Origin of the sequence: Polaromonas sp., assembly GCF_029945925.1 — a bacterium.
In the GTDB taxonomy this organism is placed as follows: Bacteria; Pseudomonadota; Gammaproteobacteria; order Burkholderiales; family Burkholderiaceae_C; genus Polaromonas.
In genome coordinates this window covers 26,054-50,912 of record NZ_JAQSDN010000019.1, presented here as the reverse complement: position 1 = coordinate 50,912, position 24,859 = coordinate 26,054, and the positions used below count along the sequence as shown (strand labels likewise).

General features: G+C 63.4%; 23 protein-coding genes. 21 read left to right on the top strand and 2 right to left on the bottom strand.

Annotated elements, in window-relative coordinates:
* Window positions 1–9: 9 nt before the first annotated feature.
* The 21 genes from PSV40_RS05150 (at window position 10) to lysS (ending at window position 23,355) form a co-directional block, all read left to right on the top strand.
* Window positions 10–1,593: a cryptochrome/photolyase family protein gene (locus PSV40_RS05150; protein WP_300535050.1), complete on the top strand. Its 1,584-nt coding sequence runs from the start codon at window positions 10–12 to the stop codon at window positions 1,591–1,593.
* A gap of 215 nt (window positions 1,594–1,808) precedes the next feature.
* A complete protein-coding gene (gene sdhC / locus PSV40_RS05145; RefSeq protein WP_293593615.1) occupies window positions 1,809–2,252 on the top strand; it encodes a succinate dehydrogenase, cytochrome b556 subunit in 444 nt (147 codons plus the stop codon).
* A gap of 15 nt (window positions 2,253–2,267) precedes the next feature.
* Entirely contained in the window at window positions 2,268–2,633 is a 366-nt protein-coding gene (gene sdhD, locus PSV40_RS05140) for a succinate dehydrogenase, hydrophobic membrane anchor protein (RefSeq protein ID WP_300535047.1), read from the top strand.
* Between the two features lie 51 nt (window positions 2,634–2,684).
* On the top strand, window positions 2,685–4,478 hold the full coding sequence (gene sdhA, locus PSV40_RS05135) for a succinate dehydrogenase flavoprotein subunit (protein ID WP_300535045.1): 1,794 nt from the start codon (window positions 2,685–2,687) through the stop codon (window positions 4,476–4,478).
* Window positions 4,479–4,509: 31 nt separating this feature from the next.
* Entirely contained in the window at window positions 4,510–5,214 is a 705-nt protein-coding gene (locus PSV40_RS05130; RefSeq protein WP_300535043.1) for a succinate dehydrogenase iron-sulfur subunit, read from the top strand.
* A gap of 36 nt (window positions 5,215–5,250) precedes the next feature.
* Window positions 5,251–5,565: a succinate dehydrogenase assembly factor 2 gene (locus tag PSV40_RS05125; protein ID WP_300535040.1), complete on the top strand. Its 315-nt coding sequence runs from the start codon at window positions 5,251–5,253 to the stop codon at window positions 5,563–5,565.
* Between the two features lie 22 nt (window positions 5,566–5,587).
* Entirely contained in the window at window positions 5,588–6,898 is a 1,311-nt protein-coding gene (gene gltA, locus PSV40_RS05120; protein ID WP_300535038.1) for a citrate synthase, read from the top strand.
* Between the two features lie 83 nt (window positions 6,899–6,981).
* Entirely contained in the window at window positions 6,982–7,362 is a 381-nt protein-coding gene (locus tag PSV40_RS05115) for a hypothetical protein (protein ID WP_300535035.1), read from the top strand.
* A 199-nt stretch (window positions 7,363–7,561) separates the two neighbouring features.
* Window positions 7,562–8,506, top strand: coding sequence for a LysR family transcriptional regulator (locus PSV40_RS05110; protein ID WP_300535032.1), 945 nt, complete (start codon window positions 7,562–7,564; stop codon window positions 8,504–8,506).
* Between the two features lie 27 nt (window positions 8,507–8,533).
* Window positions 8,534–9,955, top strand: a complete 1,422-nt coding sequence (gene leuC, locus PSV40_RS05105; protein ID WP_300535029.1) for a 3-isopropylmalate dehydratase large subunit — start codon at window positions 8,534–8,536, stop codon at window positions 9,953–9,955.
* 10 nt (window positions 9,956–9,965) lie between these two features.
* On the top strand, window positions 9,966–10,616 hold the full coding sequence (gene leuD / locus PSV40_RS05100; RefSeq protein WP_300535026.1) for a 3-isopropylmalate dehydratase small subunit: 651 nt from the start codon (window positions 9,966–9,968) through the stop codon (window positions 10,614–10,616).
* A gap of 76 nt (window positions 10,617–10,692) precedes the next feature.
* Window positions 10,693–11,769 carry a 3-isopropylmalate dehydrogenase gene (gene leuB / locus PSV40_RS05095; RefSeq protein WP_300535023.1) on the top strand — a complete coding sequence of 359 codons (1,077 nt, stop codon included), beginning with the start codon at window positions 10,693–10,695 and terminating at the stop codon, window positions 11,767–11,769.
* Between the two features lie 283 nt (window positions 11,770–12,052).
* Window positions 12,053–13,192, top strand: a complete 1,140-nt coding sequence (gene asd, locus PSV40_RS05090) for an aspartate-semialdehyde dehydrogenase (protein ID WP_300535020.1) — start codon at window positions 12,053–12,055, stop codon at window positions 13,190–13,192.
* A 251-nt stretch (window positions 13,193–13,443) separates the two neighbouring features.
* Window positions 13,444–16,122 (top strand): FimV/HubP family polar landmark protein, encoded by a 2,679-nt coding sequence (locus PSV40_RS05085; protein WP_300535017.1) that lies wholly within the window; start codon window positions 13,444–13,446, stop codon window positions 16,120–16,122.
* Window positions 16,123–16,152: 30 nt separating this feature from the next.
* Window positions 16,153–16,935, top strand: a complete 783-nt coding sequence (gene truA, locus PSV40_RS05080) for a tRNA pseudouridine(38-40) synthase TruA (RefSeq protein ID WP_300535014.1) — start codon at window positions 16,153–16,155, stop codon at window positions 16,933–16,935.
* A 2-nt stretch (window positions 16,936–16,937) separates the two neighbouring features.
* Window positions 16,938–17,738, top strand: a complete 801-nt coding sequence (locus tag PSV40_RS05075) for a phosphoribosylanthranilate isomerase (RefSeq protein ID WP_300535067.1) — start codon at window positions 16,938–16,940, stop codon at window positions 17,736–17,738.
* Window positions 17,716–18,984 carry a tryptophan synthase subunit beta gene (gene trpB / locus PSV40_RS05070; RefSeq protein WP_300535011.1) on the top strand — a complete coding sequence of 423 codons (1,269 nt, stop codon included), beginning with the start codon at window positions 17,716–17,718 and terminating at the stop codon, window positions 18,982–18,984. The genes PSV40_RS05075 and trpB overlap by 23 nt, the downstream gene beginning before the upstream one ends.
* Complete coding sequence (trpA, locus tag PSV40_RS05065; RefSeq protein WP_300535008.1) at window positions 18,981–19,814, top strand: tryptophan synthase subunit alpha; 834 nt, start codon at window positions 18,981–18,983, stop codon at window positions 19,812–19,814. Before trpB ends, trpA begins: the two co-directional genes overlap by 4 nt.
* Before the next feature lie 82 nt (window positions 19,815–19,896).
* A complete protein-coding gene (gene accD, locus PSV40_RS05060; protein ID WP_096669400.1) occupies window positions 19,897–20,769 on the top strand; it encodes an acetyl-CoA carboxylase, carboxyltransferase subunit beta in 873 nt (290 codons plus the stop codon).
* Between the two features lie 241 nt (window positions 20,770–21,010).
* Complete coding sequence (locus PSV40_RS05055) at window positions 21,011–21,667, top strand: LON peptidase substrate-binding domain-containing protein (protein WP_300535005.1); 657 nt, start codon at window positions 21,011–21,013, stop codon at window positions 21,665–21,667.
* Window positions 21,668–21,801: 134 nt separating this feature from the next.
* Window positions 21,802–23,355: a lysine--tRNA ligase gene (lysS, locus tag PSV40_RS05050; RefSeq protein WP_300535002.1), complete on the top strand. Its 1,554-nt coding sequence runs from the start codon at window positions 21,802–21,804 to the stop codon at window positions 23,353–23,355.
* Window positions 23,356–23,474: 119 nt separating this feature from the next.
* On the opposite strand, the gene PSV40_RS05045 is transcribed toward lysS, so the two are convergent.
* Window positions 23,475–23,888: a signal peptide prediction gene (locus PSV40_RS05045; RefSeq protein ID WP_300535000.1), complete on the bottom strand. Its 414-nt coding sequence runs from the start codon at window positions 23,886–23,888 to the stop codon at window positions 23,475–23,477.
* A gap of 129 nt (window positions 23,889–24,017) precedes the next feature.
* On the bottom strand, window positions 24,018–24,719 hold the full coding sequence (locus PSV40_RS05040; RefSeq protein WP_300534997.1) for a DUF4145 domain-containing protein: 702 nt from the start codon (window positions 24,717–24,719) through the stop codon (window positions 24,018–24,020).
* Window positions 24,720–24,859 lie beyond the last annotated feature (140 nt).

The following is a 24,859-nucleotide window of genomic DNA, read 5'->3' as shown; positions in this document are numbered from 1 at the left end:
ATCGCGGCAATGCGCCCTGCTTCCTGCCGCCATCTCATCCTGATCCTGGGCGACCAGCTCGACGAAGACTCTGCGGCCTTTGACGGTCTTGACCCGGCGCAGGACGTCGTGCTGATGATCGAAGCACGGGAAGAGTCCACCCATGTCTGGTCACACAAGGCGCGCACGGTACTGTTCCTGTCGGCCATGCGCCACTTTGCAAACACGCTCCGGCAGCGCGGATGGCGCGTGGCCTATCGCGCGCTGGATGCGCAAGGCGACACCACCCTGGCCGACGGGCTGATTGCAGCTTGCGCCGACCATCAACCTGAGCGCGTTGTTGGCGTGGAGCCGGGCGACATGCGGGTTCGCCAGTCCATCGAAAATGCTCTTGAATCCATAGCAAACTCTCAAGACAGCGCAAGGGAAAACCAGCAAAAACTCATCATTGAATGGCGGGCGGACCGTCATTTCCTTTGCACCCTGCCGCAGTTCCACCGCTGGGCCGGCCAGTCGGCCAGCCTGCGCATGGAGTTTTTCTACCGCATGATGCGCCAGCAGTACCAGGTGCTGATGGACGACGGAAAGCCGGCAGGCGGGCAATGGAACTACGACGCCGACAACCGCAAGGGGTTTGGCAGGACCGGCCCCCAGCATGTTCCCCGGCCCCTGGTCTTCGAACCGGACAGCATCACCCGGGGGGTGATCGCGCTGGTGGAGCAGCAGTTTGCTGCGCATCCGGGGGATCTGCAACGCTTCAACTGGCCGGTGACGCGCGAACAGGCGCTCGTGGCCCTGAACGATTTCATCAACCACCGCCTGCCTCACTTCGGCACCCACCAGGACGCGATGTGGACCGGGCTGGACTTTGGCTGGCACGCGCTGCTGTCGAGTTCGCTGAACCTCAAGCTGCTCAACCCGCTGGAAGTCGTTCACGCCGCGGAACAGGCTTACCGGTCGCGTGGCCTGGACCTGGCCAGCGTGGAAGGTTTCATCCGCCAGGTGCTGGGCTGGCGCGAATTCATCCGCGGCGTGTATTTCCTGGACATGCCTGGCCTCAAGACTGCCAACCACTTCGGCCACGACCGGCCCCTGCCCGCGTGGTACTGGACCGGCGAGACCCGAATGAACTGCATGCGCCAGTGCATCAGCCAGACGCTCGCCAACGGCTACTCGCACCATATCCAGCGCCTGATGGTCACCGGCATGTTTGGCGTGACGGCGCAGATCCATCCACAGCAGCTGTGCGACTGGTACCTGGCCGTCTATGTAGACGCGGTGGAATGGGTGGAACTGCCGAACACGGCAGGCATGGCGCTGTTTGCCAACGGCGGGCGTTTTACCTCCAAACCTTATGTGGCCAGCGGCGCCTATATCAAACGCATGAGTAACTACTGCAGCGGCTGCAGTTACGAGCCTGGAACACGATTCGGCCCCGGGGCCTGCCCGATGACCACGCTGTACTGGAACTTTCTTGACCAACACGAAGCTGCGTTTGCGGGCAACCCGCGTACGACGCTGATGGTCAAGCACCTGCAGCGCATGACACCAGACGACAGGCAAGGTGTGCGCTTGCAGGCACTGGAAATGCTGGACAACCTGGACAACCTGTAACTTTCGCGTCAGCTTGCAGCCGATGCAGGCCGATCAATGCGACTTGCAGGCATTTAATCCCCGGTTTGTCCGACAAAAAGCGGCAGCCATCGCCGCACCCGGTCAAATCGTTGCTGCGTTGCAATAGAATCCGGATGTTTTGAATTGTTATTTACCCTGACTTTTTGCCGGGGTAGTTACCAGGCAGTTACCAGTCCTCCCACGAAAGCCCAACAATGACAGAGCTGGCATCCAAACAGCGTGCGAAGCGGCCCGAGTTCCGCAACATCAACGCTTTTAAAGACCTGACGACCTACCGCATGACACCGGCGGCCTGGGTGTCCATCCTCCACCGCGCCAGCGGCGCCATCATGTTCATCCTGATGCCCTTCATCATCTGGATGTTCGACACCTCGATTTCTTCCGAAATCTCCTTCGAGAAGTTCAAGGCGGCCTTCAACATCGGCATGCTGGGTTTGCCCGGCTTCATCTGGAAGCTGGTGGCCCTGGCCCTGATCTGGGCCTACCTGCACCACTTCATCGCCGGCCTGCGCCACCTCTACATGGACGCCACCCACCGGCTCAGCAACGAATTCGGCAAAAGCACCGCACTGGTCACGCTGGCACTGAGCATCGCGCTGACGCTGGTGCTGGGCGCCAAGCTGTTCGGCCTCTACTGATCCAAGGAGCAACCCATGTCTGTGAACTACGGCTCCAAACGCCTCGTTGTCGGCGCGCATTACGGCACACGTGACTGGCTGGCCCAGCGCGTCACCGCGGCCCTGATGGCCCTTTTTACCGTCCTGCTGCTGGCCCAGGTGATCTTCACCAAGGGTCCGGTCGGTTATGACCGCTGGGCCGGCATTTTCGCGTCGCAGTGGATGAAGGTGCTGACCTTTGTCGTGATCCTCGCGCTGCTCTACCACGTGTGGGTCGGCATGCGCGACATCTGGATGGACTACGTCAAGCCGGTGTGGCTCAAGCTGTCCCTGGACGTGTTCACGATCGTGTGGCTGGTGGCCTGCGCCGGCTGGGGCATCCAGGTCCTGTGGCGCCTTTGAGCCCCGGAACCGAGCCTCCACTTTTGACGACCGACTTAAAAAAAAGCAATCATGACTGCATCCTCCAAGCTTCCCAAACGCAAATTTGACGTGGTGATCGTCGGGGCCGGCGGCTCCGGCATGCGCGCCTCGCTGCAGCTGGCGCGTGCCGGCCTGAACGTGGCCGTGCTCTCCAAGGTGTTCCCGACGCGCTCGCACACGGTGGCGGCCCAGGGCGGCATCGGTGCCTCGCTCGGCAACATGTCCGAAGACAACTGGCACTACCATTTCTACGACACCGTCAAGGGCTCCGACTGGCTCGGCGACCAGGATGCGATCGAGTACATGTGCCGCGAAGCGCCCAAGGTCGTGTATGACCTTGAGCACATGGGCATGCCGTTTGACCGCAACCCCGACGGCACGATTTACCAGCGCCCTTTCGGCGGCCACACCGCCAACTACGGTGAAAAGCCGGTGCAGCGCGCCTGCGCCGCGGCTGACCGCACCGGCCACGCCATGCTGCACACGCTGTACCAGCAGAACGTCAAGGAAAAAACCAGCTTCTTCGTCGAATGGCTGGCGATGGACCTGATCCGTGATGCCGCCGGCGATGTGGTGGGCGTGACGGCCATCGAGATGGAAACCGGCGACGTGCATATCTTCGAAGCCAAGACCACGCTGCTGGCCACCGGCGGCGCCGGCCGCATTTTTGCGGCATCGACCAATGCCTTCATCAACACCGGCGACGGCCTGGGCATGGCGGCGCGCGCCGGCATCCCGCTTGAAGACATGGAGTTCTGGCAGTTCCACCCGACCGGCGTGCATGGCGCCGGCGTGTTGCTGACCGAAGGCTGCCGCGGCGAAGGCGCCATTTTGCGCAACAGCAACGGCGAGCGCTTCATGGAGCGTTATGCACCGGCCTACAAGGACCTGGCACCACGCGACTACGTCTCGCGCTGCATGGACCAGGAAATCAAGGAAGGCCGCGGCTGCGGTCCGAACAAGGACTACATCAACCTCGACATGACCCACCTGGGCGCCGAGACCATCATGAAGCGCTTGCCCTCGGTTTTCGAGATCGGCCACAACTTTGCCAACGTGGACATCACCAAGGAACCGATTCCCGTGGTGCCCACCATCCACTACCAGATGGGCGGCATTCCGACCAACATCCACGGCCAGGTGGTCACGCAGGACGCCGGCAACAAGAGCCAGGTTGTCAACGGCCTGTACGCGGTCGGTGAATGCGCCTGCGTCAGCGTGCACGGCGCCAACCGCCTGGGCACCAACTCGCTGCTGGACCTGCTGGTGTTCGGCCGCGCCGCCGGCAACCACATCGTCGAGTTCAACAAGACCACCAGCCACAAGAGCCTGCCTGCCGATGCCGCCGACGCCACGCTGGCGCGCATCGCCCGCCTGGACAACGCGACGGACGGCGAATACGCCCAGGACGTGGCCAACGACATCCGCGCCGCCATGCAGCAACACGCCGGTGTGTTCCGCACCCAGGCCATCATGGACGCCGGTGTCGCCAAGATCGCCGAACTGCGCAAGCGCGTGAGCAACATCGGCCTGAAAGACAAATCGAAGATCTTCAACACCGCGCGCATCGAGGCGCTGGAAGTCGAGAACCTGATCGAGGCGGCCCAGGCCACCATCGTCTCGGCCGCCGCCCGCCACGAAAGCCGCGGCGCGCATTCGGTCGATGACTATGGCGACACGCCGGAACACCCGAACGGCCGCAACGACACCGACTGGCACAAGCACACCCTGTGGTACAGCGAAGGCAGCCGCCTGGCCTACAAACCGGTGCAGATGAAGCCGCTGACGGTCGACTCCGTGCCGCTCACCGTGCGCAGCTTCTAAGCCCAAGCCAACAAGATCAGCGAGAACCTCCATGTCCAAACGTACTTTCCAGATTTACCGTTACGACCCCGACACCGACGCCAAGCCCTACATGCAGACCATCGAGGTCGAGCTCGACGGCAGCGAACGCATGTTGCTGGACGCGCTGATGAAACTCAAGGCGCAGGACCCGACCATTTCCTTCCGCCGCTCCTGCCGCGAAGGCGTGTGCGGCTCGGACGCGATGAACATCAACGGCAAGAACGGCCTGGCGTGCCTGACCAACATGCGCACCTTGCCCGGCACCATCGTGCTCAAGCCCCTGCCCGGCCTGCCGGTGGTGCGCGACCTGATCGTCGACATGACGGACTTCTTCAAGCAGTACAACTCGATCAAGCCCTACCTGATCAACGACAACGTGCCGCCCGAAAAAGAGCGCCTGCAAAGCCCCGAGGAACGCGACGAACTCAACGGCCTGTACGAGTGCATCCTGTGCGCGAGCTGCTCGACGTCCTGCCCCAGCTTCTGGTGGAACCCGGACAAGTTTGTCGGCCCGGCCGGCCTGCTGCAGGCCTACCGCTTCATTGCCGACAGCCGCGATGAAGCCACCGCCGACCGCCTGGACAACCTCGAAGACCCCTACCGCCTGTTCCGCTGCCACACCATCATGAACTGCGTCGATGTCTGCCCCAAGGGTCTGAACCCCAGCAAGGCCATCGGCAAGATCAAGGAAATGATGGTCCTGCGTTCTATCTAGAACCCAGGACCACGGGACGGCTTTGAGATGAATGGGATGGATGAACGACTCGACGAGCGGGCCCTGAGCAAGCTCAAATGGCGTTGCCGCCGGGGTTTGCTGGAAAACGACCTGCTGATCGAAAAGTTCTTCAGGCGTCATGAAGCTACCTTGACCGTCAGCCAGGCTCAAGGCCTGAATGATTTAATGGATCTGTCTGACAACGATTTGCTGGACCTTCTGCTAAAACGTCGGGAGCCCAGCCAGCTTTCTGAAGCGGACGCGCAGGTAAGTGCATCTACTTACGAGGCCATGCAGGTCTTAAACTTGATTCGCGCCGCAGCCACAGGCCCCGTGACTGACCCCTTTTGATTTGACAAGAAAGACGCAAGAAATGAAGCTAGCTGACAACAAAGCCACCCTGTCCTTCAGCAATGGCAGCCCCAGTGTTGACTTGCCGGTGTACCACGGCAGCGTGGGCCCCGACGTCGTGGACATCCGCAAGCTGTACGCACAGACCGGCATGTTCACCTACGATCCGGGCTTCCTGTCCACCGCGTCCTGCCAGTCGGCCATCACCTACATCGACGGCGACAAGGGTGAGCTGCTGTACCGCGGCTACCCGATCGAGCAGCTGGCCACCAACTGCGACTACATGGAGACCTGCCATCTGCTGCTTTACGGCGAACTGCCCAAGGCCGACCAGAAAAAGGAATTTGTCAGCCGTGTGACCAACCACACCATGGTCAACGAGCAGATGCAGTTTTTCCTGCGCGGATTCCGCCGTGACGCGCATCCGATGGCCATCATGACCGGCCTGGTCGGCGCCCTGTCGGCCTTCTACCATGACAGCACCGACATCACCAACCCCGAGCACCGCGAGATTGCGGCGATCCGCCTGATCGCCAAGATGCCGACCCTGGTCGCCATGGCTTACAAGTACACCATGGGCCAACCCTACATGTACCCCAAGAACAACCTGAGCTACGCCGGCAACTTCCTGCACATGATGTTTGCCACGCCGTGTGAGGAGTACGAGGTCAACCCGGTGCTCGAACGCGCGCTGGACCGCATCTTCATCCTGCACGCCGACCACGAGCAGAACGCCTCCACTTCCACCGTGCGCCTGTGCGGCTCGTCCGGCACCAACCCGTTTGCAGCCATTGCAGCCGGCGTGGCCTGCCTCTGGGGCCCGGCCCACGGCGGCGCCAACGAAGCGGCCCTCAACATGCTGGGCGACATCCAGAAAAACGGCGGCATCGAGAACATCGGCGAGTTCATCAAGCAGGTCAAGGACAAGAACTCCGGCGTCAAGCTGATGGGTTTTGGCCACCGCGTGTACAAGAACTACGACCCGCGCGCCAAGCTGATGCAGGAAACCTGCAAGGAAGTGCTCAAGGAGATGGGCCTGGAAAACGACCCGCTGTTCAAGCTGGCCATGGCGCTGGAAAAAATTGCCCTCGAAGACGAATACTTCGTCTCGCGCAAGCTCTACCCCAACGTCGACTTCTACTCCGGCATCGTGCAGCGCGCCATCGGCATCCCCGTGCCGCTGTTCACCGCGATCTTCGCGCTGGCCCGCACGGTCGGCTGGATCGCCCAGCTCAACGAGATGATCGGCGACCCCGAGTACAAGATCGGCCGTCCGCGCCAGCTGTTCAACGGCTCTGTCCAGCGCGACGTCAAGCCGCTCAACGCACGCTGATTCCCCTGCACGCCTGAATCCGGCCCGCCCGTGGCAACATGGGCGGGCTTTTTTGCGGCCCTGGCCGCTTGAGGAGTTCACCCTTGACGTTCATCCAGACTGCCGCTGAACTGCGTTCGGCCATCGCCCGTCCCACCGCACCCCGCGCCTGCGATTGCGCGCTGGGCGCCTGCGCCGGCTGGGAGAGCCTAGCCGAGTACCGCTGGGAAGCCGGGCAGATGACCTTGGTCGCCACCTTGCGCGACCCCGCCGTGGACGAACCCACCCTGGAAGAAAAACATCCCCAGGGCACGCGTTACGACTCGCCCGATGCCCCGGTGGCTGTCGGCTTTTTTCCCTACAACCGCTGCGAGGTCTGGCACTGCGGCCGCTGCGAGCGGCCCCTGCTGCGTTACACCGAGTTCGGCGGCTACAACGTGGACCCCCGGGTGCGGGCGCTCGATCCCGGCAGGATCATCGACTGAACGCTATCAATTCAGTAGCTGCTTGCGCCCGTCCCGTCTGGGCTGGAGGCCAAAAACACCGCAAAATTCCCCCCATGGGGGGCTAGGCAGGCCCCAGCCAGCGGGCAAGCCAGCCATCGCATTCCGCGATGACCAGGTCCGGATAAAGCGGTCAAAATAGGCATACATCGTGAACCACGATGACTTTGACCCCTTTTTGATGAGCAGCTCAGAACGCAACTTCGCCCGCCGCATGGACCTCACGTCGCTGCAATTGTTTGTGGCCGTGTGTGAGCTTGGCAGCATCGGCAAGGCGGCGGAGCGGGAATTCATTGCCGCGTCGGCTGTCAGCAAACGCCTCTCCGACCTCGAAGCCGCGCTCGACACGCCGCTGCTGTACCGCCACACACGCGGCGTGGACCTGACGCCGGCCGGCCAGAGCCTGCTGCACCATGCCCGTTCGGTGCTGTTCAGCCTCGAGAAAATGCAGGGCGAGCTCAGCGAATACGCGGCCGGCGTGCGCGGCCATGTGCGTGTGCATGCCAGCATCTCGGCCATCGTGCAGTTCCTGCCGGAAGACCTCGGCACCTTCATCAGCCAGCATCCGGAGGTCAAGATCGATCTTGAGGAGCACCTGAGCACGGAAGTCGTGCGTGCGGTGCAGGAGGGCGCGGCCGACCTCGGCATCTGCAACACCGCCGACGGCATTGGCAAGCTGCAGACCCTGCCCTACCGCCAGGACCGCCTCGTGATGATCGTGCCGCGCGGCCATGTGCTGGGCACGCGAGACAGCATCGCTTTTGCGGACAGCCTCGATTTCGACCACGTCGGCCTGCATTCGAACAGCTCGATCTACCTGGCGATGCGTGACGCCGCCGCCTCAGCCGGGCGCACGATCAAGCTGCGCATCCATGTGACGGGGCTGGACGCGATGTGCCGCATGATCCACAACGGCCTGGGCGTCGGCGTGATGCCGCAACGGGCGTTCGAGCTGATGCACGGCGTCGGCGAACTTGAATCGGTCGCGCTGACCGATGCCTGGGCGTCCCGCCAGATCGCCCTGGTGGCGCGCGATTTTTCCAGCCTGCCCGTCACCGCCCGCCTGCTGGTCGACCACCTCACTGCGCGTGCGGTCACCCCGGACGGCACCTCCCTCCCCCCTTAAAATCGACAGACCACGAAGGAAAACACCATGGGACGCACCCTCTACGACAAGATCTGGGACGAACACGTCGTCCACACCGAGGAAGACGGCACCGCCATCCTCTACATCGACCGGCACCTGGTGCACGAAGTGACCAGCCCGCAGGCGTTTGAAGGCCTGCGCGAGGCCGGCCGCAAGGTCTGGCGCATCAGCTCCATCGTCGCCACCGCCGACCACAACACGCCGACCACCGGCTGGGAGCTCGGCTACGACGGCATCACCGACCTGGTCAGCAAGGAGCAGATCACCACGCTGGACAGCAACATCGCCGAGTTCGGTGCGGCCGCCTACTTTCCCTTCCTGTCCAAGCGCCAGGGCATCGTGCATGTGATGGGGCCTGAGACCGGCGCCACCCTGCCCGGCATGACCGTGGTCTGCGGCGACTCGCACACCTCGACCCACGGCGCGTTTGGCGCACTGGCGCACGGTATTGGCACGAGCGAAGTCGAACATGTGATGGCCACGCAGACCCTGCTTGCCAAAAAAGCAAAAAACATGCTGGTGCGGGTGGACGGCATGCTGGCCCCGGGCCTGACCGGCAAGGACATCGTGCTGGCGATCATTGGAAAAATCGGTACCGCGGGCGGCACCGGCTACACCATTGAATTTGGGGGCCCGGCGATACGCGCCCTGAGCATGGAAGGCCGCATGACGGTCTGCAACATGGCCATCGAAGCCGGTGCTCGCGCCGGCCTGGTCGCGGTGGATGCCAAGACGATCGCCTACGTCAAGGGCAAGCCGCTCGCACCCACCGGCGTGGAGTGGGACCAAGCGGCGCAGTACTGGAGCACGCTGCAGTCCGATGCCGACGCCGTTTTCGACACCGTGGTGCAGCTCGATGCGAGCCAGATCCGGCCACAGGTCACCTGGGGCACCTCGCCCGAGATGGTGCTGTCGATCGACGACCGTGTGCCCGACCCCGACAAGGAAAAAGACGCGAACAAGCGCGACGCCATCGAACGCGCGTTGACCTACATGGGCCTGCAGCCCGGTAAGGCCATCAACGACATCCTGGTCGACAAGGTCTTCATCGGCTCCTGCACCAACAGCCGCATCGAGGACATGCGCGAAGCGGCAGCCATCCTCCAGAAAATCGGCAAGAAGGTGGCAGGCAACGTCAAGCTCGCGCTGGTCGTGCCCGGCTCCGGCCTGGTCAAGGAACAGGCCGAGCGTGAAGGCCTGGACAAGATTTTTGTTGCTGCGGGTTTTGAGTGGCGCGAGCCCGGCTGCTCCATGTGCCTGGCGATGAACGCCGACCGGCTCGAGCCGGGCGAGCGTTGCGCCTCCACCAGCAACCGCAACTTCGAAGGCCGGCAGGGCGCGGGCGGCCGCACCCACCTGGTCAGCCCGGCCATGGCGGCGGCCGCCGCGGTACACGGCCACTTCGTCGATATTCGCAAATTCTCCTGAGAGTCACATCATGCAGAAATTCACCGTACACAAGGGCCTGGTCGCCCCCATGGACCGCGAGAACGTCGACACCGACGCCATCATCCCCAAGCAGTTTCTCAAGTCCATCCGCAAGACCGGCTTCGGCCCCAACCTGTTTGACGCCTGGCGTTACCTGGACCCCGGCTTTCCCGGCCAGGACCCGGCGACGCGCAGGCCGAACCCGGACTTCGTGCTGAACCAGCCGCGTTACCAGGGCGCCTCCATCCTGCTGGCGCGCAAGAACTTCGGCTGCGGCTCTTCGCGCGAGCACGCGCCCTGGGCGCTGGACCAGTACGGCTTTCGCGCCATCATCGCGCCGAGTTACGCCGACATCTTTTTCAACAACAGCTTCAAGAACGGCCTGCTGCCGATCGTGCTCAGCGATGCGCAAGTGAGCCAGCTGTTCGACGAGGCGCTGGCCTTCCCCGGCTACCAGCTCACCATCGACCTCGAGCGCCAGGTGGTGATCAAGCCGCAGGGTGAAGAGCTTCCCTTCGAGGTGCAGGCCTTCAAGAAATTCTGCCTGCTCGGCGGTTACGACGACATCGGCCTGACCCTGCGCCAGAGCGACAAGATCAAGGCCTTTGAGGCCGAACGTCTGGCGACCAAGCCCTGGCTGGCGCATACCCTGATCGCCTGATTCCCCTGTTTTTATATAAAAAGTGCCTCCAGCCCTTATGGGACGGGCGCTAACAGCTATCAATCAAAGAGCAACCATGAAAATCGCAATTCTTCCCGGTGACGGCATCGGCACCGAAATCGTCGCCGAGGCCGTCAAGGTGCTGGGCGCACTGGACCTGACATTTGAAACCGAGACCGCACTGGTGGGCGGCGCAGCCTACGAAGCCCACGGCCACCCGCTGCCCGAAGCCACACTCAAACTGGCACAGGCCTCCGACGCCGTGTTGTTCGGCGCCGTCGGCGACTGGAAGTACGACAAGCTGGATCGCCCGCTGCGCCCCGAGCAGGCCATCCTGGGCCTGCGCAAGAGCATGGCCCTGTTCGCCAACTTCCGTCCCGCCATCTGTTACCCGCAGCTGGTGGACGCCTCCAGCCTGAAACGCGAGCTGGTGTCCGGCCTGGACATCCTGATCATCCGCGAGCTGACCGGCGACATCTACTTCGGCCAGCCGCGCGGACGGCGTACCGCCGTGGACGGCCACTTCCCCGGCAGCGAGGAAGCGTTCGACACCATGCGTTATTCGCGCCCGGAGATTGAACGCATCGCCCATGTCGCCTTCCAGGCGGCACGCAAGCGCGGCAGCCGCGTGACCAGCGTGGACAAGGCCAATGTGCTGGAAACCTTCCAGTTCTGGAAAGACATCGTCACTGAAGTCGGTTTGCAATACCCCGACGTGGCGCTGGACCATATGTATGTGGACAACGCCGCCATGCAGCTGGTCAAGGCGCCGAAGAAGTTTGACGTGGTGGTCACCGGCAACATGTTCGGCGACATCCTCTCCGACGCCGCAGCCATGCTGACCGGCAGCATCGGCATGTTGCCTTCGGCCAGCCTGAACACCAAAAACCAGGGCCTGTACGAACCCAGCCATGGCAGCGCGCCCGACATCGCCGGCCAGGGTGTGGCCAATCCGCTGGCAACGATTTTGAGCGCGGCCATGATGCTGCGTTTCAGCCTGAACCAGCCGGAAGCCGCCGCGCGTATCGAAAAAGCCGTGGACGCGGTGCTGACGCAAGGCCTGCGCACACCCGACATCTTCAGCGAAGGCACGACCAAGGTCAGCACCGTGCAGATGGGTGATGCCGTCGTCAAGGCGCTGAGCCAGTCCTGAAAACGCCACCGACGCTTCGGCGTTGGCTGGCAGCCACAGGCCAACCCGGCAAATGGCGCCCGAAGCGCCGGTCCGGCCAGCCGTGATTACAATAGCCCCATGCGTAAAAACCCCGCACTCACCCGCTTTATCGCCGCTTCGCGCGCGATCGGCGCTGCGCCGGTTTTTGCCCAGACCACCAAAACGACCACCATTAAAGGCTAGCAAGCCTGGTTCGTCGTGCCCTGCCGGCTCGATGAGCCGGGCCGAAAAGCTTCATTTTTGACTTTTTGAAGGGCGCATCATGAAACTCAAGGGCAATCTCACAGGACTCGTCGGCTGGCGCGGCATGGTCGGCTCGGTGCTGATCGACCGCATGCAGGCCGAAGGCGACTTCGACCTGATCGAGCCGGTCTTCTTTTCGACCTCGAACGCCGGCGGCAAAGCCCCGGCGCAGGCGAAGAACGAAACCACGCTGAAAGACGCGTTCGACATCGATGCCCTGAAGAAGTGTGATGTGATCATCACCGCCCAGGGCGGCGACTACACCTCCGAGGTGTATCCCAAGCTGCGCGCTGCCGGCTGGACCGGCCACTGGATCGACGCGGCCTCCACGCTGCGCATGAACGACGACGCCATCATCATCCTGGACCCGGTCAACCTGCCGGTGATCCAGAACGCGCTGGCCAAGGACGGCAAGAACTGGATTGGCGGCAACTGCACCGTCAGTTGCATGTTGATGGGTGTGGGCGCACTGTACAAGGCCGGCCTGGTCGAGTGGATGACCAGCATGACCTACCAGGCCGCCTCCGGCGGCGGCGCGCAGCACATGCGTGAGTTGCTGACCCAGTTCGGCACGCTCAACGGTGAAGTCCGGGCGCTGCTGGACGACCCCAAATCGGCCATTCTCGAAATCGACCGCCGGGTCCTGGCCAAACAGCAGTCCCTGGGCGCCGCCGAAACGGCCAATTTTGGCGTGCCGTTGGGCGGCAGCCTGATCCCCTGGATCGACAAGGACCTCGGCAATGGCATGAGCAAGGAAGAGTGGAAGGGCGGCGCCGAAACCAACAAGATCCTGGGCCAGGGCGCCAGCTTCGGCACCGCCGAAACCCCGGTGGATGGCTTCTGTGTGCGCGTCGGCGCCATGCGTTGCCACAGCCAGGCGCTGACTTTCAAGCTCAAGAAAGACGTGCCGCTGGCCGACATCGAAGCCATGATCGCCGCCGACAACGAGTGGGTCAAGGTTGTGCCCAACACGCGTGAAGCCAGCATCACCGACCTGACGCCGGTCGCCGTGACCGGCACCATGACGATTCCGGTTGGCCGCCTGCGCAAGCTGGCCATGGGGCCGGACTACCTGGGCGCCTTCACGGTTGGCGACCAGTTGTTGTGGGGTGCGGCAGAGCCGTTGCGCCGCATGCTGCGCATCCTGCTGCAGGCCTGAAATCTGGACGGGGTGGCTGATGATGCCCAGCCACCACCCGTAACCACTTGTGACAGCCCGTTGTCGTCAGGCAACATCTGGAAGATGTAAGGCGATGCTAACCCGGGGTGTCAAAACTTAAGTGCTGTCTTAGCTTGTCAGCCTAATGCCTTGATGTTAATGTTGTTTTGTCGAAAATTAGCGTTGAGGTTTTTGTGCGGACCAGCAGAATAAAATTTAATGCAACCCGGGCACCGGAGGCTCCAAACCCCATGAATCAACCCGTCCGTTGGCGCATGGGAGCCGTGGCGGCTGCCATGGCTGTTTTGGGCAGCATCGCCACTTTGCCGGCACATGCTCTGGGGCTCGGCCGGGTCATCGTCCAGTCCGCCTTGGGCGAACCCCTGCGGGCAGAAATCGAAATCGTCGAAATCAGCGCCGACGAAGCAGCCTCCCTGCGGGCCAGCGTCGCCAATGCCGATGCATTCAAGGCCGCCGGCCTGGAATACACGGCCGCCGTGGCCAATGTCCAGATCAGCCTGCAGCGCCGCACCGATGGCCGGTCTTTCCTGCGCCTGAGCAGCGACAGGCCCGTCAGCGAACCTTTTGTCGACCTGATTCTCGAAGCCCGCTGGGCATCCGGACGTATCGTGCGTGACTACACGATGCTGTTTGATCCACCGAATCTGCGCCAGGCCGCCGCGCCGGCCATGCCGACCCCGACCGCACCCGTCATTTCGCGGCCTGCCGCCCCGCCGCCCGTGGCCGCCTTGCCGGCTCCACCGCGGCCGGCCGTCGCGCCAGCACTGCCCCCCCCTCCCAGCCCGCCCCCTTTCAGGCCGGCCCCGGTGGCCAAGGCGCCCGCACCACAGCCAGCCCCCGCCGAACGGCCAGCCTCCGCGGATGGCCAGAAAATTGTTGTCAAACCTGGCGACACAGCCGGAAAAATTGCGGCGCAGGCCAAACCGGCCAGCGTGTCGCTGGACCAGATGCTGGTCGCGCTGCTGCGCAGCAACCCCGATGCCTTCATAGGCGGCAACGTCAACCGTCTCAAGTCCGGCGCGGTCCTGGAAGTCCCGACGGGCGACCAGGCGGAATACATCCCTGCCGGCGAGGCCACCCGGACCATTGTTGCTCAGAGCAAAGACTTCAACGAGTTCCGCCGCAAGCTGGCCGAAGGCGCCCCGACGACCCAGGTCGCCAGTGCAGACCGCAAGGCTGCAGGCCAGGTCCAGGCCAAGGTCGAGGACAAGGCACCAGCAGCCGCAACGCCTGACAAGCTGACCCTCTCCAAAGGTGCCGTCCAGAGCAAGGCAGCGGCCGAAGAAAAAATCGCGCAGGAACGTCAAGCCAAGGAAGCGGCCGACCGCGTGGCCGAACTGTCGAAAAATATCAGCGACCTGAACAAGCTGACCAGTGCGCCTGCAGCGCCAGCCGCTCCGGCGACTCCTGCCACGACCCCCGTGGCGCCCGCCACCAGCCCTGCAGCGCCAGGACTGGCCGTGGCAACACCGGCGGCCGCATCCGCTGCACCCGGCGTATTGCCTGCTGCAGCCCCCGCGGCGTCCGCCCCTGTCGCCGCCGCTGCGGCAAGTCCGGCCAGCGCGGCCGTGCCACCTGCAGCCACTGCCATCGACACCGCGCCGGTGATTGCCGCCGCCCCGGCAGCAAGCGCGCCGGCGCCGGTGAAAAAACCGGTCGTGATTCCTCCTCCGCCTCCGGAACCAAGCCTGATCGACGAACTGCTCGACAACCCGCTGATGCTGGCCGGCGGCGCTGCCCTGCTGGTGCTTCTGGCGGCCTTCGGTATTTACCGCTCCCGCCAGCGCAAAAATGCCGTCTCGGTTGACAGCTCCTTCCTCGAAAGCCGCTTGCAGCCCGATTCCTTCTTTGGCGCCAGCGGCGGCCAGCGCATAGACACCAACGAGGCCAACGTCACAGGCTCGTCGATGGTGTATTCACCGAGCCAGCTCGATGCCGCCGGCGATGTGGATCCGGTCGCTGAAGCCGACGTTTACCTGGCTTACGGGCGTGACCTGCAAGCCGAGGAAATCCTCAAGGAAGCCATCCGTGTGAGTCCCACACGTGTGGCCATCCATGCGAAGCTGATGGAGATTTATGCCAAACGCCGCGACGCCAAGGCTTTTGAAATGGTGGCGACCGAAGCATTCAACCTGACCCGGGGCCAGGGCGTTGAATGGGCGCACATGGCTGAAATGGGCCGTGAGCTGGACCCTGCCAACCCCATGTACCAACCTGGTGGACAACCCGTGCCTGCGGCCGCAAGCAGCAGCATGGTTGTTGCCGGCGCCAGCGCCGCAGGATTGGCCGCTGGACAGACCCTGGCCCAAGCCGCCAGCCCGGCGCCGGAGCCGGCGGCTGCGGCCGTGGATTTCGACCTGGATCTTGATTTTTCTCTGGGCGACGAACCTGCCGCACCAGTAGCCGTTGCGTCGCCGGCCCCAGCGGCGCGGGTCCAACCCGTCCTGGCCATGCCGGTTGCGGCGGCCCCACCCGCCGCCGACAACAGCCTGGACTTCAGTTCCGCAACGGTGGCCATGCCTGCTGCGGCACCGGCTCCAGCGAAAGCCGCTGCCCCCGTTGCCTCGCCCGCAGCAGGCAACAGCCTGGACTTCGCCACCGAACCGGCCACCCTGAGCACGGGTGCCGCAGATCTGGACACCTCTGGCGGCATGCTTGAGTTTGATATGGGCGCCCTGTCGCTCGATCTCGATGGCCCGACCACGGAAAGCCCAAAAATCACCGCAGCCACCGACCTCACGCCATCGGTGGACAGTGACGATCCGCTGGAAACCAAGTTTGCGCTGGCCGAAGAGTTCCGCGCGATTGGCGATGCCGATGGCGCCCGCTCGCTGGCCGAGGAAGTGCTGGCGCAATCGAGCGGCTCGCTCAAAAGCAAGGCCCAGGCCTTTCTTAACGCCCTGGCCTGACCCCTTGCACCTTTCCCCTGAGGGCTGCCCGTGAGGATCGCTCTGGGACTGAGCTACAGCGGCACCGCCTACGAGGGCTGGCAAAGCCAGCTCTCGGGCAACACGGTGCAGGACCGGCTGGAAAAGGCGCTGGGCAAGTTCGCCGCCCAGCCTTTGCGCACCCTGTGCGCCGGGCGTACCGACGCCGGGGTTCACGCCCTGATGCAGGTGGTTCACTTCGACACCCCCTTGCAGCGCGAGCTGCCCTCCTGGGTGCGCGGCACCAACGCTTTTTTGCCCCGCGACATCGCCGTGCAATGGGCGCGTGAGGTGCCCGCCGAGTTTCATTGCCGCGCCAGCGCGATCAGCCGTCGCTACGCCTACGTGCTGCTGGAATCGCCGGTGCGTCCCAGTGTCGAGGCCGGCCGCGTCGGCTGGGTCTACCGGCCGATGGACGCGGCAGCCATACGCGCAGCCATCACCCACCTGCTGGGTGAACACGACTTCAGCTCCTTCCGCGCGGCCCAGTGCCAGGCGAAATCGCCGGTCAAAACCATCAGCCGCATCGAGATTTCACAACGGGCGAACTACTGGCGCTTCGAGTTCGAAGCCAATGCCTTCCTGCACCACATGATCCGCAACATCATGGGCTGCCTGGTGGCGGTCGGCCAGGGCCAGCACCCTCCCGACTGGCTCGCCGAGGTGCTGGCCGCGCGCCGCCGGGACGTGGCCGCCCCCACGTTTTCGCCCGATGGCCTGTATTTCCTCGGTCCGCGTTATGAGGCGCACTACGGCCTGCCGGAGCGCACCGCGGCTTATGATTGGTTGCCATGACCATGCACAGGACTCGCATCAAGATCTGCGGCCTCACGCGCGAAGAGGACGTGGACGCCGCCGTGGCCGCAGGTGCGGATGCCGTCGGTTTTGTCATGTACGAAGCCAGCCCGCGTTATGTGAGTGCCGCACGCGCCGCCAAGCTGTCCAGCCGCCTGCCGCCTTTTGTCACCCCGGTGCTGCTTTTCGTCAATGAATCCGCTACAAAAATAATAGCTGCCTGCGCCCGTGTACCAACGGCTTTGCTGCAATTTCATGGTGATGAAACGCCGGAAGCCTGCCTGCGGGCCGGGCGGCCCTTCCTGCGCGCGGCACGCATCCCGCTGGATGAACTGTGGGCCCCCACGCTTTCCGCTGCGCGTGATACGCTGCCCCCCGAGGGGGCGCAATTCGCCTTGGGGCGGCCCGGCGGCGAATCCCCTATCGCACAACGGGCTTTTGATCTCGTAAAATACGCTGAAGACTTCAAGGCCGCCCAGGCCATCCTGCTCGACGCCCATGTCGACGGATTCGGGGGCGGCGGAAAAACATTCAATTGGTCACTTCTTCCTCCAAGCGTCAACGCTCACCTCGTTTTGTCTGGTGGACTCACACCTGCAAATGTGACCGATGGCATTTTGCAAGTGCGGCCGCGTTGTAAAACGCTGGCCGTCGATGTCAGTTCGGGCGTCGAGATTTCCGCACCCGGGGGCTCCACCCTCAAGGGAATCAAAAGCGCCGACAAGATCCATCAGTTCGTCGCAGCCGTTCGTGCCGCCGACGACTTACTTGCAAAAAACCATGTACACCTACCAGCAACCTGACACCACGGGCCACTTCGGGATTTACGGCGGCAGTTTTGTTTCCGAAACGCTGACCCACGCGATCAACGAACTCAAGGCCGCTTACGCGAAATACCAGCACGACCCGGCCTTCCTCGCGGAATTCCACTACGAGCTCAAGCATTTCGTCGGCCGCCCCTCCCCGATCTACCACGCCGCCCGTATGAGCCGCGAGCAGGGTGGCGCGCAGATCTACCTCAAACGCGAAGACCTGAACCACACCGGCGCGCACAAGATCAACAACACCATCGGCCAGGCCATGCTGGCCCGGCGCATGGGCAAGCCGCGCATCATCGCCGAAACCGGCGCCGGCCAGCACGGCGTGGCCACGGCCACCATCTGCGCGCGTTACGGCCTCGAATGTGTGGTCTACATGGGCAGCGAGGACGTCAAGCGCCAGAGCCCCAACGTCTACCGCATGAAACTGCTGGGCGCCACCGTGGTGCCGGTTGAATCCGGCAGCAAGACGCTGAAGGACGCGCTCAACGAAGCCATGCGCGACTGGGTCGCCAATGTCGACAACACCTTCTACATCATCGGCACGGTCGCCGGCCCGCACCCCTACCCGATGATGGTGCGCGATTTCCAGAGCGTGATCGGCGAGGAATGCCTGACCCAGATGCCGGAAATGACCAGCACAACTCGAAATGGTGGACAGCCCGACGCGGTGATTGCCTGCGTCGGCGGCGGCAGCAACGCCATGGGCATATTCCACCCCTATATTTCGCATGAGACAACACGCCTGATCGGCGTCGAGGCGGCCGGCGAAGGCATGGACAGCGGCAAACACTCGGCCTCGCTGCAACGCGGCAGCCCGGGCGTGCTGCATGGCAACCGCACCTATGTGCTGCAAAACGAGGACGGCCAGGTCACCGAGACCCACAGCATCAGCGCCGGCCTGGACTACCCCGGTGTCGGCCCTGAGCACGCCTTCCTGAAAGACATCGGCCGCGCCGAATATGTCGGCATCACCGATGCCGAAGCGCTCTCGGCCTTTCATTACCTGTGCCGCACGGAAGGCATCATTCCCGCGCTGGAGTCCAGCCACGCCGTGGCCTACGCCATGAAACTCGCCAAAACCATGCGCCCCGACCAGTCCATCCTGGTCAACCTCTCGGGTCGCGGCGACAAGGACATCGGCACCGTGGCGGACCTGTCGGGCGCGGATTTTTACGACCGGCCCTCGATGCGCGGCCACGCCGTCAAGGGAAGTGGAACACCATCATGAGCCGCATTGCTGCTACTTTTGCTGCGCTCAAGGCGCAAAACCGCAAGGCCCTGATTCCCTACGTCACGGGCGGCTTCCCCTATGCCGACATCACGCCAGATCTCATGCACGGCATGGTGGCCGGCGGCGCCGACGTGATCGAGCTCGGTGTGCCCTTTTCCGACCCGAGTGCCGACGGCCCGGTGATCCAGAAAGCCGGCGACCAGGCATTGGCGATGGGCATAGGCCTGGCGCAGGTGCTGGAGATGGTGCGTGTGTTCCGCCTGCAGGACGACAAAACGCCGGTGGTGCTGATGGGTTATGCCAACCCGATCGAAGCCTACGACCTCAAGCGCGGCAAGAACGCGTTTGTGCGCGATGCGGCTGCGGCCGGCGTGGACGGCGTGCTGGTGGTGGACTACCCGCCCGAAGAATGTGTGGCCTTTGCCGCCACCTTGCGCGCCCACGGCATGGACCTGATCTTCCTGCTGGCCCCGACCAGTACCGATGAACGCATGGCACAGATTGCCGGCGTAGCCAGCGGTTATGTCTACTACGTCTCGCTCAAGGGCGTGACCGGTGCCGGCACGCTGGACCTGGGCGCGGTCGAGGCCATGCTGCCACGCATACGCCAACACGTCAGCATCCCGGTGGGTGTGGGCTTCGGCATCCGCGACGCCGCGACTGCCAAAGCCATCGGCCGGGTCGCCGACGCGGTGGTCATCGGCAGCCGCATCATCCAGCTGATCACCGGCCAGCCGCGCGGGGAAGTGGTGCCCCTGGTGCGTGATTTCCTGGCCGGTGTCCGGCAGGCGCTGGACGCCCCGGCCGGGCCCGGAGACAGCGCATAATCCCCTTTCTTTTCCGGTTTTACCCCTGCGAGCGGCCTGCGCCGTCCGGGGGCACCACCCCACAAGGACATAAGGACCCATCATGTCTTGGCTAGAAAAACTCCTCCCGCCGAAAATCAGCCCGACCAACCCGACCGAGCGCCGCAGCGTGCCCGAAGGCCTGTGGGTCAAGTGCCCCAGCTGTGAAGCCGTGCTCTACAAGACCGATCTGGAAAAAAACCAGAACGTCTGCCCGCAGTGCAGCCACCACCATCGCATGGACGCGCGGGCCCGGCTGGACTCGTTTCTGGACCCCGAGGGCCGTTACGAGCTGGGGCAGGAAGTGCTGCCGGTGGACCCGCTGAAGTTCAAGGACAGCCGCAAATACCCCGAGCGCCTGAAAGAAGCGCTGGAGAACACCGGTGAGACCGACGCGCTGATCGTCATGGGCGGCGCGGTGCACAGCATCGGCGTGGTTGTGGCCTGCTTTGAATTCGACTTCATGGGCGGCAGCATGGGCAGCGTGGTCGGCGAGCGCTTCGTGCGCGGCGTGCATGCCGCGATCGAGCAGAAAGTCCCGTTCATCTGCTTTACCGCCACCGGTGGCGCGCGCATGCAGGAAGGCCTGCTGAGCCTCATGCAGATGGCCAAGACCAATGCCTCGCTGACCCGCCTGGCCAAAAAAGGGCTGCCCTACATCAGCGTGCTGACCGACCCGACCATGGGCGGCGTGAGCGCCGGTTTTGCGTTTGTCGGCGATATCGTGATTGCCGAGCCGAAAGCGCTGATCGGTTTTGCCGGCCCGCGTGTCATCGAGTCCACGGTGCGCGTGACCCTGCCGGAAGGCTTCCAGCGTGCCGAGTTCCTGCAGACCAAGGGTGCGGTCGACTTCATCTGCGACCGCCGCGAACTGCGCAAGACCGTGGCGAATTCACTGGCCATGCTGCTGCGCCAGCCGGCGGACGCCGTCGCCTGAGGCCACGGCGACCACGGGCGCCGGCCCAGCCGGCATTCACTCTCAAATTGATAGCTGCCCGCGCCCTTCCTGAAAGGGCCGGCGCCTGTTTTCATGCCTAAGAGCGCGCCCAACCGGTCCGGGCGCTGTCTGACCGCCGGCGAACCGCCTGGCAGGAATACCCCGGCGGCGCCAAAGCCCGCACATGGGGAAACAGGATCGTGGGAAGATAGTGCTTCATAGAAATTCCCCCGCCTGATCGATGTCTGACGTGCTCACCCTTACCTCGCTGCCGCTTTTCCCGCTGGGCACGGTGCTCTACCCCGGTGGCCTGTTGCCGCTGCGGATTTTCGAGGTGCGTTACCTCGACATGATCGGCAAATGCCACAAGACCGGTGCGCCCTTTGGCGTGGTGGCGCTGACCCGGGGCTCCGAAGTGCGCAAGCCCGAGGACGGGCCCAGCGGCGACGGTTTTGCCAGCGAGGCCTTTTACAACATCGGCACCCTGGCCACCATCACCAGCTTTTCAGTGCCGCAGCCGGGCCTGATGGTGATTCGCTGCACCGGCACCCAGCGTTTCGAGATTTCCAGCCGCGAGAAGCTCAAGCACGGCCTGTGGATCGCCGATGTGACGCGGCTGGACGACGACCAGGCCATCCCGGTTCCCGAAGACTTGCGCGGCACCGCCAATGCGCTGGGCAAGCTGATCCGCACCCTGCAGGAACGCGGCGTGCCGCCGGACCAGATGCCGCTGGAGCCGCCCTACCGGCTCGGCGACTGCGCCTGGGTGGCCAACCGCTGGTGCGAACTGCTGCCCATGCCGCTGGAACTCAAACAGCGACTGATGGAGCTGGACAACCCACTGGTCCGGCTCGAACTGGTCAGCGACATCCTCGAAAAAACCGGTATCGCGATGTAGGTTCGCGGTCGCCCCGGTGCGGGCGGCAACGCAGCCTAAAATCAGGGGTTTGGCACTTAGCCCGGTCCCGCCGGTTTTTCCGGCCCGCCGCCCTGTGCGGCCCGGCCTGCCCTCTTTCTTCGAGAACCTTTTTCATGTCCAACACCATCACCAGCCCCGCCGCCGTGCCCGCGCATGACGAGAACCAGCTCATGGCCGAGCGCCGCGAAAAGCTCAAGGTCCTGCGCCAGCACCAGGCCGACGGCAAGGGCGTGGCCTTCCCGAATGACGTCAAACCGGAACACCGGGCCGAAGCCCTGTTTGCGCAGTACGACGACAAGACCAAAGAAGAGCTGGTGCCGCTGGCCGTCAACGTCAGCGTGGCCGGCCGCATGATGCTCAAGCGCGTGATGGGCAAGGCCAGTTTTGCCACGCTGCAGGACGCGTCGTTCGGCCCGTCCGGCGGGCGCATCCAGGTGTACATCAACAACGAAGGCGTGGGTGAAGAGGTTCACAACGCCTTCAAGCACTGGGACTTGGGCGACATCGTGGCCGCGACCGGCACGCTGTTCAAAACCAAGACCGGCGAGCTCTCGATTCACGCCACCAGCATCCGCCTGATCACCAAAAGCCTGCGACCGCTGCCCGACAAGTTCCACGGCGTGGCCGACCAGGAGGTCAAATACCGCCAGCGTTATGTGGACCTGATCACCGACGAAGCCGCGCGCAAGCGTTTTGCCGCCCGCAGCAAGGCCGTCTCGGCCATGCGCAACTTCATGGTCGACAACGATTTTCTCGAAGTCGAAACACCCATGCTGCACCCGATTCCGGGCGGCGCCAATGCCAAGCCCTTTGTGACGCACCACAACGCGCTGGACCAGCAGATGTTTTTGCGCATTGCGCCCGAGCTGTACCTCAAACGCCTGATCGTCGGCGGCTTCGAGCGCGTGTTCGAGATCAACCGCAGCTTTCGCAACGAAGGCATCAGCGTGCGGCACAACCCCGAGTTCACGATGATGGAGTTCTACGCCGCTTGGTGGAACTACGAAGACCTGATGAGCTTCACCGAAGACCTGATCCGCCATGTCGCCACCCGGGTGACCGGCGGTACACAGCTGAGCTACCAGGGCCGGCCAGTGGACCTGGGCCAGCCGTTTGAACGCCTGACCATCCGCGAAGCCATCCTCAAACACACCGAGGCCGGCGCCCATGTGGACGACGCCGCCTGGCTGCTGGCCGCACTGAAGAAACTCGGCAAATTCAGCGCCAAGGACAGGCTCGATGCCCGCTCGCTGCCCAGCCTGCAGGTGACCTATTTTGAAGAGCTGGTTGAGGACAAACTCTGGCAGCCCACCTTCATCATGGAGCACCCGACCGAGATATCGCCGCTGGCCCGCGCCAACGATGCACGACCCGAGGTGACCGAGCGCTTTGAGCTCTACATCACCGGCCGCGAGTTCGGCAACGGCTTCAGCGAGCTCAACGACGCCGAAGACCAGGCCGCGCGTTTTCTCGCCCAGTCAGACGCCAAGGACGGCGGCGACGAAGAAGCCATGCATTACGACGCCGACTACGTGCGCGCCCTCGAATACGGCATGCCCCCCACCGGCGGCTGCGGCATCGGCATCGACCGCCTGATGATGCTGCTGACCGACAGCGCCAGCATCCGCGACGTCATTTTGTTTCCTGCGCTGCGGCACGAAGGCTGAGATTTGGGCTGGGCTGAACCGGCTCTCCGCGCCGAAACGGCCGTTGCCCACCTCTGCCTCCCCGTTTAACCATTGAATTCAACAGCTGCCGCAGGCAGGCCGCTGGGCTAGGCGATGTGTTACTGGCGATGTGTCTGGACGCTGAGTGCACGAGCCTGAATCTCAAAATGGTTGTCCCAGTAAGCGCTACGGCCCCGGATGAGCTGCCAGATGCTTGACGCGCCATACGCGAAGAAGAACAGCGGCCCCCAACGCCCGTACTGCTGAACATGAACACGCTCATGGGGACTGATAATTCGCAGCTCCTCACGCGTCACGGCAAGGATGACATGGCCGAAGACGATGCCGCGAAACGGAAGCTTGCGCGCCAGCTTGCCGCAACCCGCCTGGCTTTCGCGGTAAGTCACCTCCAGCGCTCCCGATGACCACTTGGCCCGACCGCCCGCCAGCAAGGGAATCCAGGCAAGCACGATACCGACGGCAGAGCAGGGCGAAGCCCATAGCAACCTCACGACCTCATGCCACTGTTTCATGACGGCGTCTGACGTCGGAGTTAACCGGCGCGCACCGGCATTGCGCTGAGGGGCGTACGCTCACCAGCACGCCTCGCGGCGCAATGCCGCTGCGTGTCCGTGTCGAACGACTTGTGAGACGTCATTTCTCTATCCGGACTGCGCGCGTCTAGCTTCACGCCTTTCCTTGGCGAGGCGCAATCTTTCGGGTTCAGAGTAGATTCGTTCGAGAAGGGCCGCCGAAAAATCAAGTAGATCAGAAGCATCTGCTTCTTTCAAGTTGCCCGCATGCGCGCCATCGTTTCCGTCGTCCTTGATGCAAGAAGACAAGTCGCGAAGCGGTTCGGGAAGCCTGCCGTTCTCGAACAACCACGGAAGGCGGATGCCCAGATCCCTACGCGTTTTCGCATTCAGACCTGGGGTTTCGTCCGCGGGCAACATCGATTTCGTAGCGAGGTCCACACAAAGTCGAAACATGGTGCCTGCCGCGTTGTAGCACCCGACGGCCAGACAAGTAGCGCCTTCTCGGAACACTGCCTCGATGTCCTTCGGAAGGAACTCCGGCGGCTCGATCGATGCGGAGTCCTTTAGGCTTATGTGTCCCTCCACTTCTACGTACTTGTTGAGAGCCTCCTCAACCTTCATTAGACCGACCTTGTGAACGTACTGGTAGTTTCCGTTGACACTCTCAGACAGAACGAAGATGGCCGACCGTTCGCAATGTCTACAGATTCCGAACGCTTCGTACCAGTTCTGCCACCCGTACTGAACGCGGTAGATCTTTGCGGCTTTCACATCGAAGGTGATATGCCGGGACCCACAGCGTGGACAGTTCGCGACCAACTCACTCATGCCAATTCCTTTGCGTTCCTTAGATCAGCTCGATGACGTCTAACTTTGATATATGCCGCAAAACTGCGGAATCACATGGCCACCAGTCAGATAACACCGGCGACTCTGGTTCAAAAAAGTGTTTGAAAGCATGGGTTTAT

Coding starts and splice junctions, on each gene's coding strand:
- PSV40_RS05150 (WP_300535050.1), top strand. CDS start 10: ATGCGCCCTGCTTCCTGCCGCCATCTCATCCTGATCCTGGGCGACCAG.
- sdhC (WP_293593615.1), top strand. CDS start 1,809: ATGACAGAGCTGGCATCCAAACAGCGTGCGAAGCGGCCCGAGTTCCGC.
- sdhD (WP_300535047.1), top strand. CDS start 2,268: ATGTCTGTGAACTACGGCTCCAAACGCCTCGTTGTCGGCGCGCATTAC.
- sdhA (WP_300535045.1), top strand. CDS start 2,685: ATGACTGCATCCTCCAAGCTTCCCAAACGCAAATTTGACGTGGTGATC.
- PSV40_RS05130 (WP_300535043.1), top strand. CDS start 4,510: ATGTCCAAACGTACTTTCCAGATTTACCGTTACGACCCCGACACCGAC.
- PSV40_RS05125 (WP_300535040.1), top strand. CDS start 5,251: ATGGATGAACGACTCGACGAGCGGGCCCTGAGCAAGCTCAAATGGCGT.
- gltA (WP_300535038.1), top strand. CDS start 5,588: ATGAAGCTAGCTGACAACAAAGCCACCCTGTCCTTCAGCAATGGCAGC.
- PSV40_RS05110 (WP_300535032.1), top strand. CDS start 7,562: ATGAGCAGCTCAGAACGCAACTTCGCCCGCCGCATGGACCTCACGTCG.
- leuC (WP_300535029.1), top strand. CDS start 8,534: ATGGGACGCACCCTCTACGACAAGATCTGGGACGAACACGTCGTCCAC.
- leuD (WP_300535026.1), top strand. CDS start 9,966: ATGCAGAAATTCACCGTACACAAGGGCCTGGTCGCCCCCATGGACCGC.
- leuB (WP_300535023.1), top strand. CDS start 10,693: ATGAAAATCGCAATTCTTCCCGGTGACGGCATCGGCACCGAAATCGTC.
- asd (WP_300535020.1), top strand. CDS start 12,053: ATGAAACTCAAGGGCAATCTCACAGGACTCGTCGGCTGGCGCGGCATG.
- PSV40_RS05085 (WP_300535017.1), top strand. CDS start 13,444: ATGAATCAACCCGTCCGTTGGCGCATGGGAGCCGTGGCGGCTGCCATG.
- PSV40_RS05075 (WP_300535067.1), top strand. CDS start 16,938: ATGCACAGGACTCGCATCAAGATCTGCGGCCTCACGCGCGAAGAGGAC.
- trpB (WP_300535011.1), top strand. CDS start 17,716: ATGTACACCTACCAGCAACCTGACACCACGGGCCACTTCGGGATTTAC.
- trpA (WP_300535008.1), top strand. CDS start 18,981: ATGAGCCGCATTGCTGCTACTTTTGCTGCGCTCAAGGCGCAAAACCGC.
- accD (WP_096669400.1), top strand. CDS start 19,897: ATGTCTTGGCTAGAAAAACTCCTCCCGCCGAAAATCAGCCCGACCAAC.
- PSV40_RS05055 (WP_300535005.1), top strand. CDS start 21,011: ATGTCTGACGTGCTCACCCTTACCTCGCTGCCGCTTTTCCCGCTGGGC.
- lysS (WP_300535002.1), top strand. CDS start 21,802: ATGTCCAACACCATCACCAGCCCCGCCGCCGTGCCCGCGCATGACGAG.
- PSV40_RS05045 (WP_300535000.1), bottom strand. CDS start 23,888: ATGAAACAGTGGCATGAGGTCGTGAGGTTGCTATGGGCTTCGCCCTGC.
- PSV40_RS05040 (WP_300534997.1), bottom strand. CDS start 24,719: ATGAGTGAGTTGGTCGCGAACTGTCCACGCTGTGGGTCCCGGCATATC.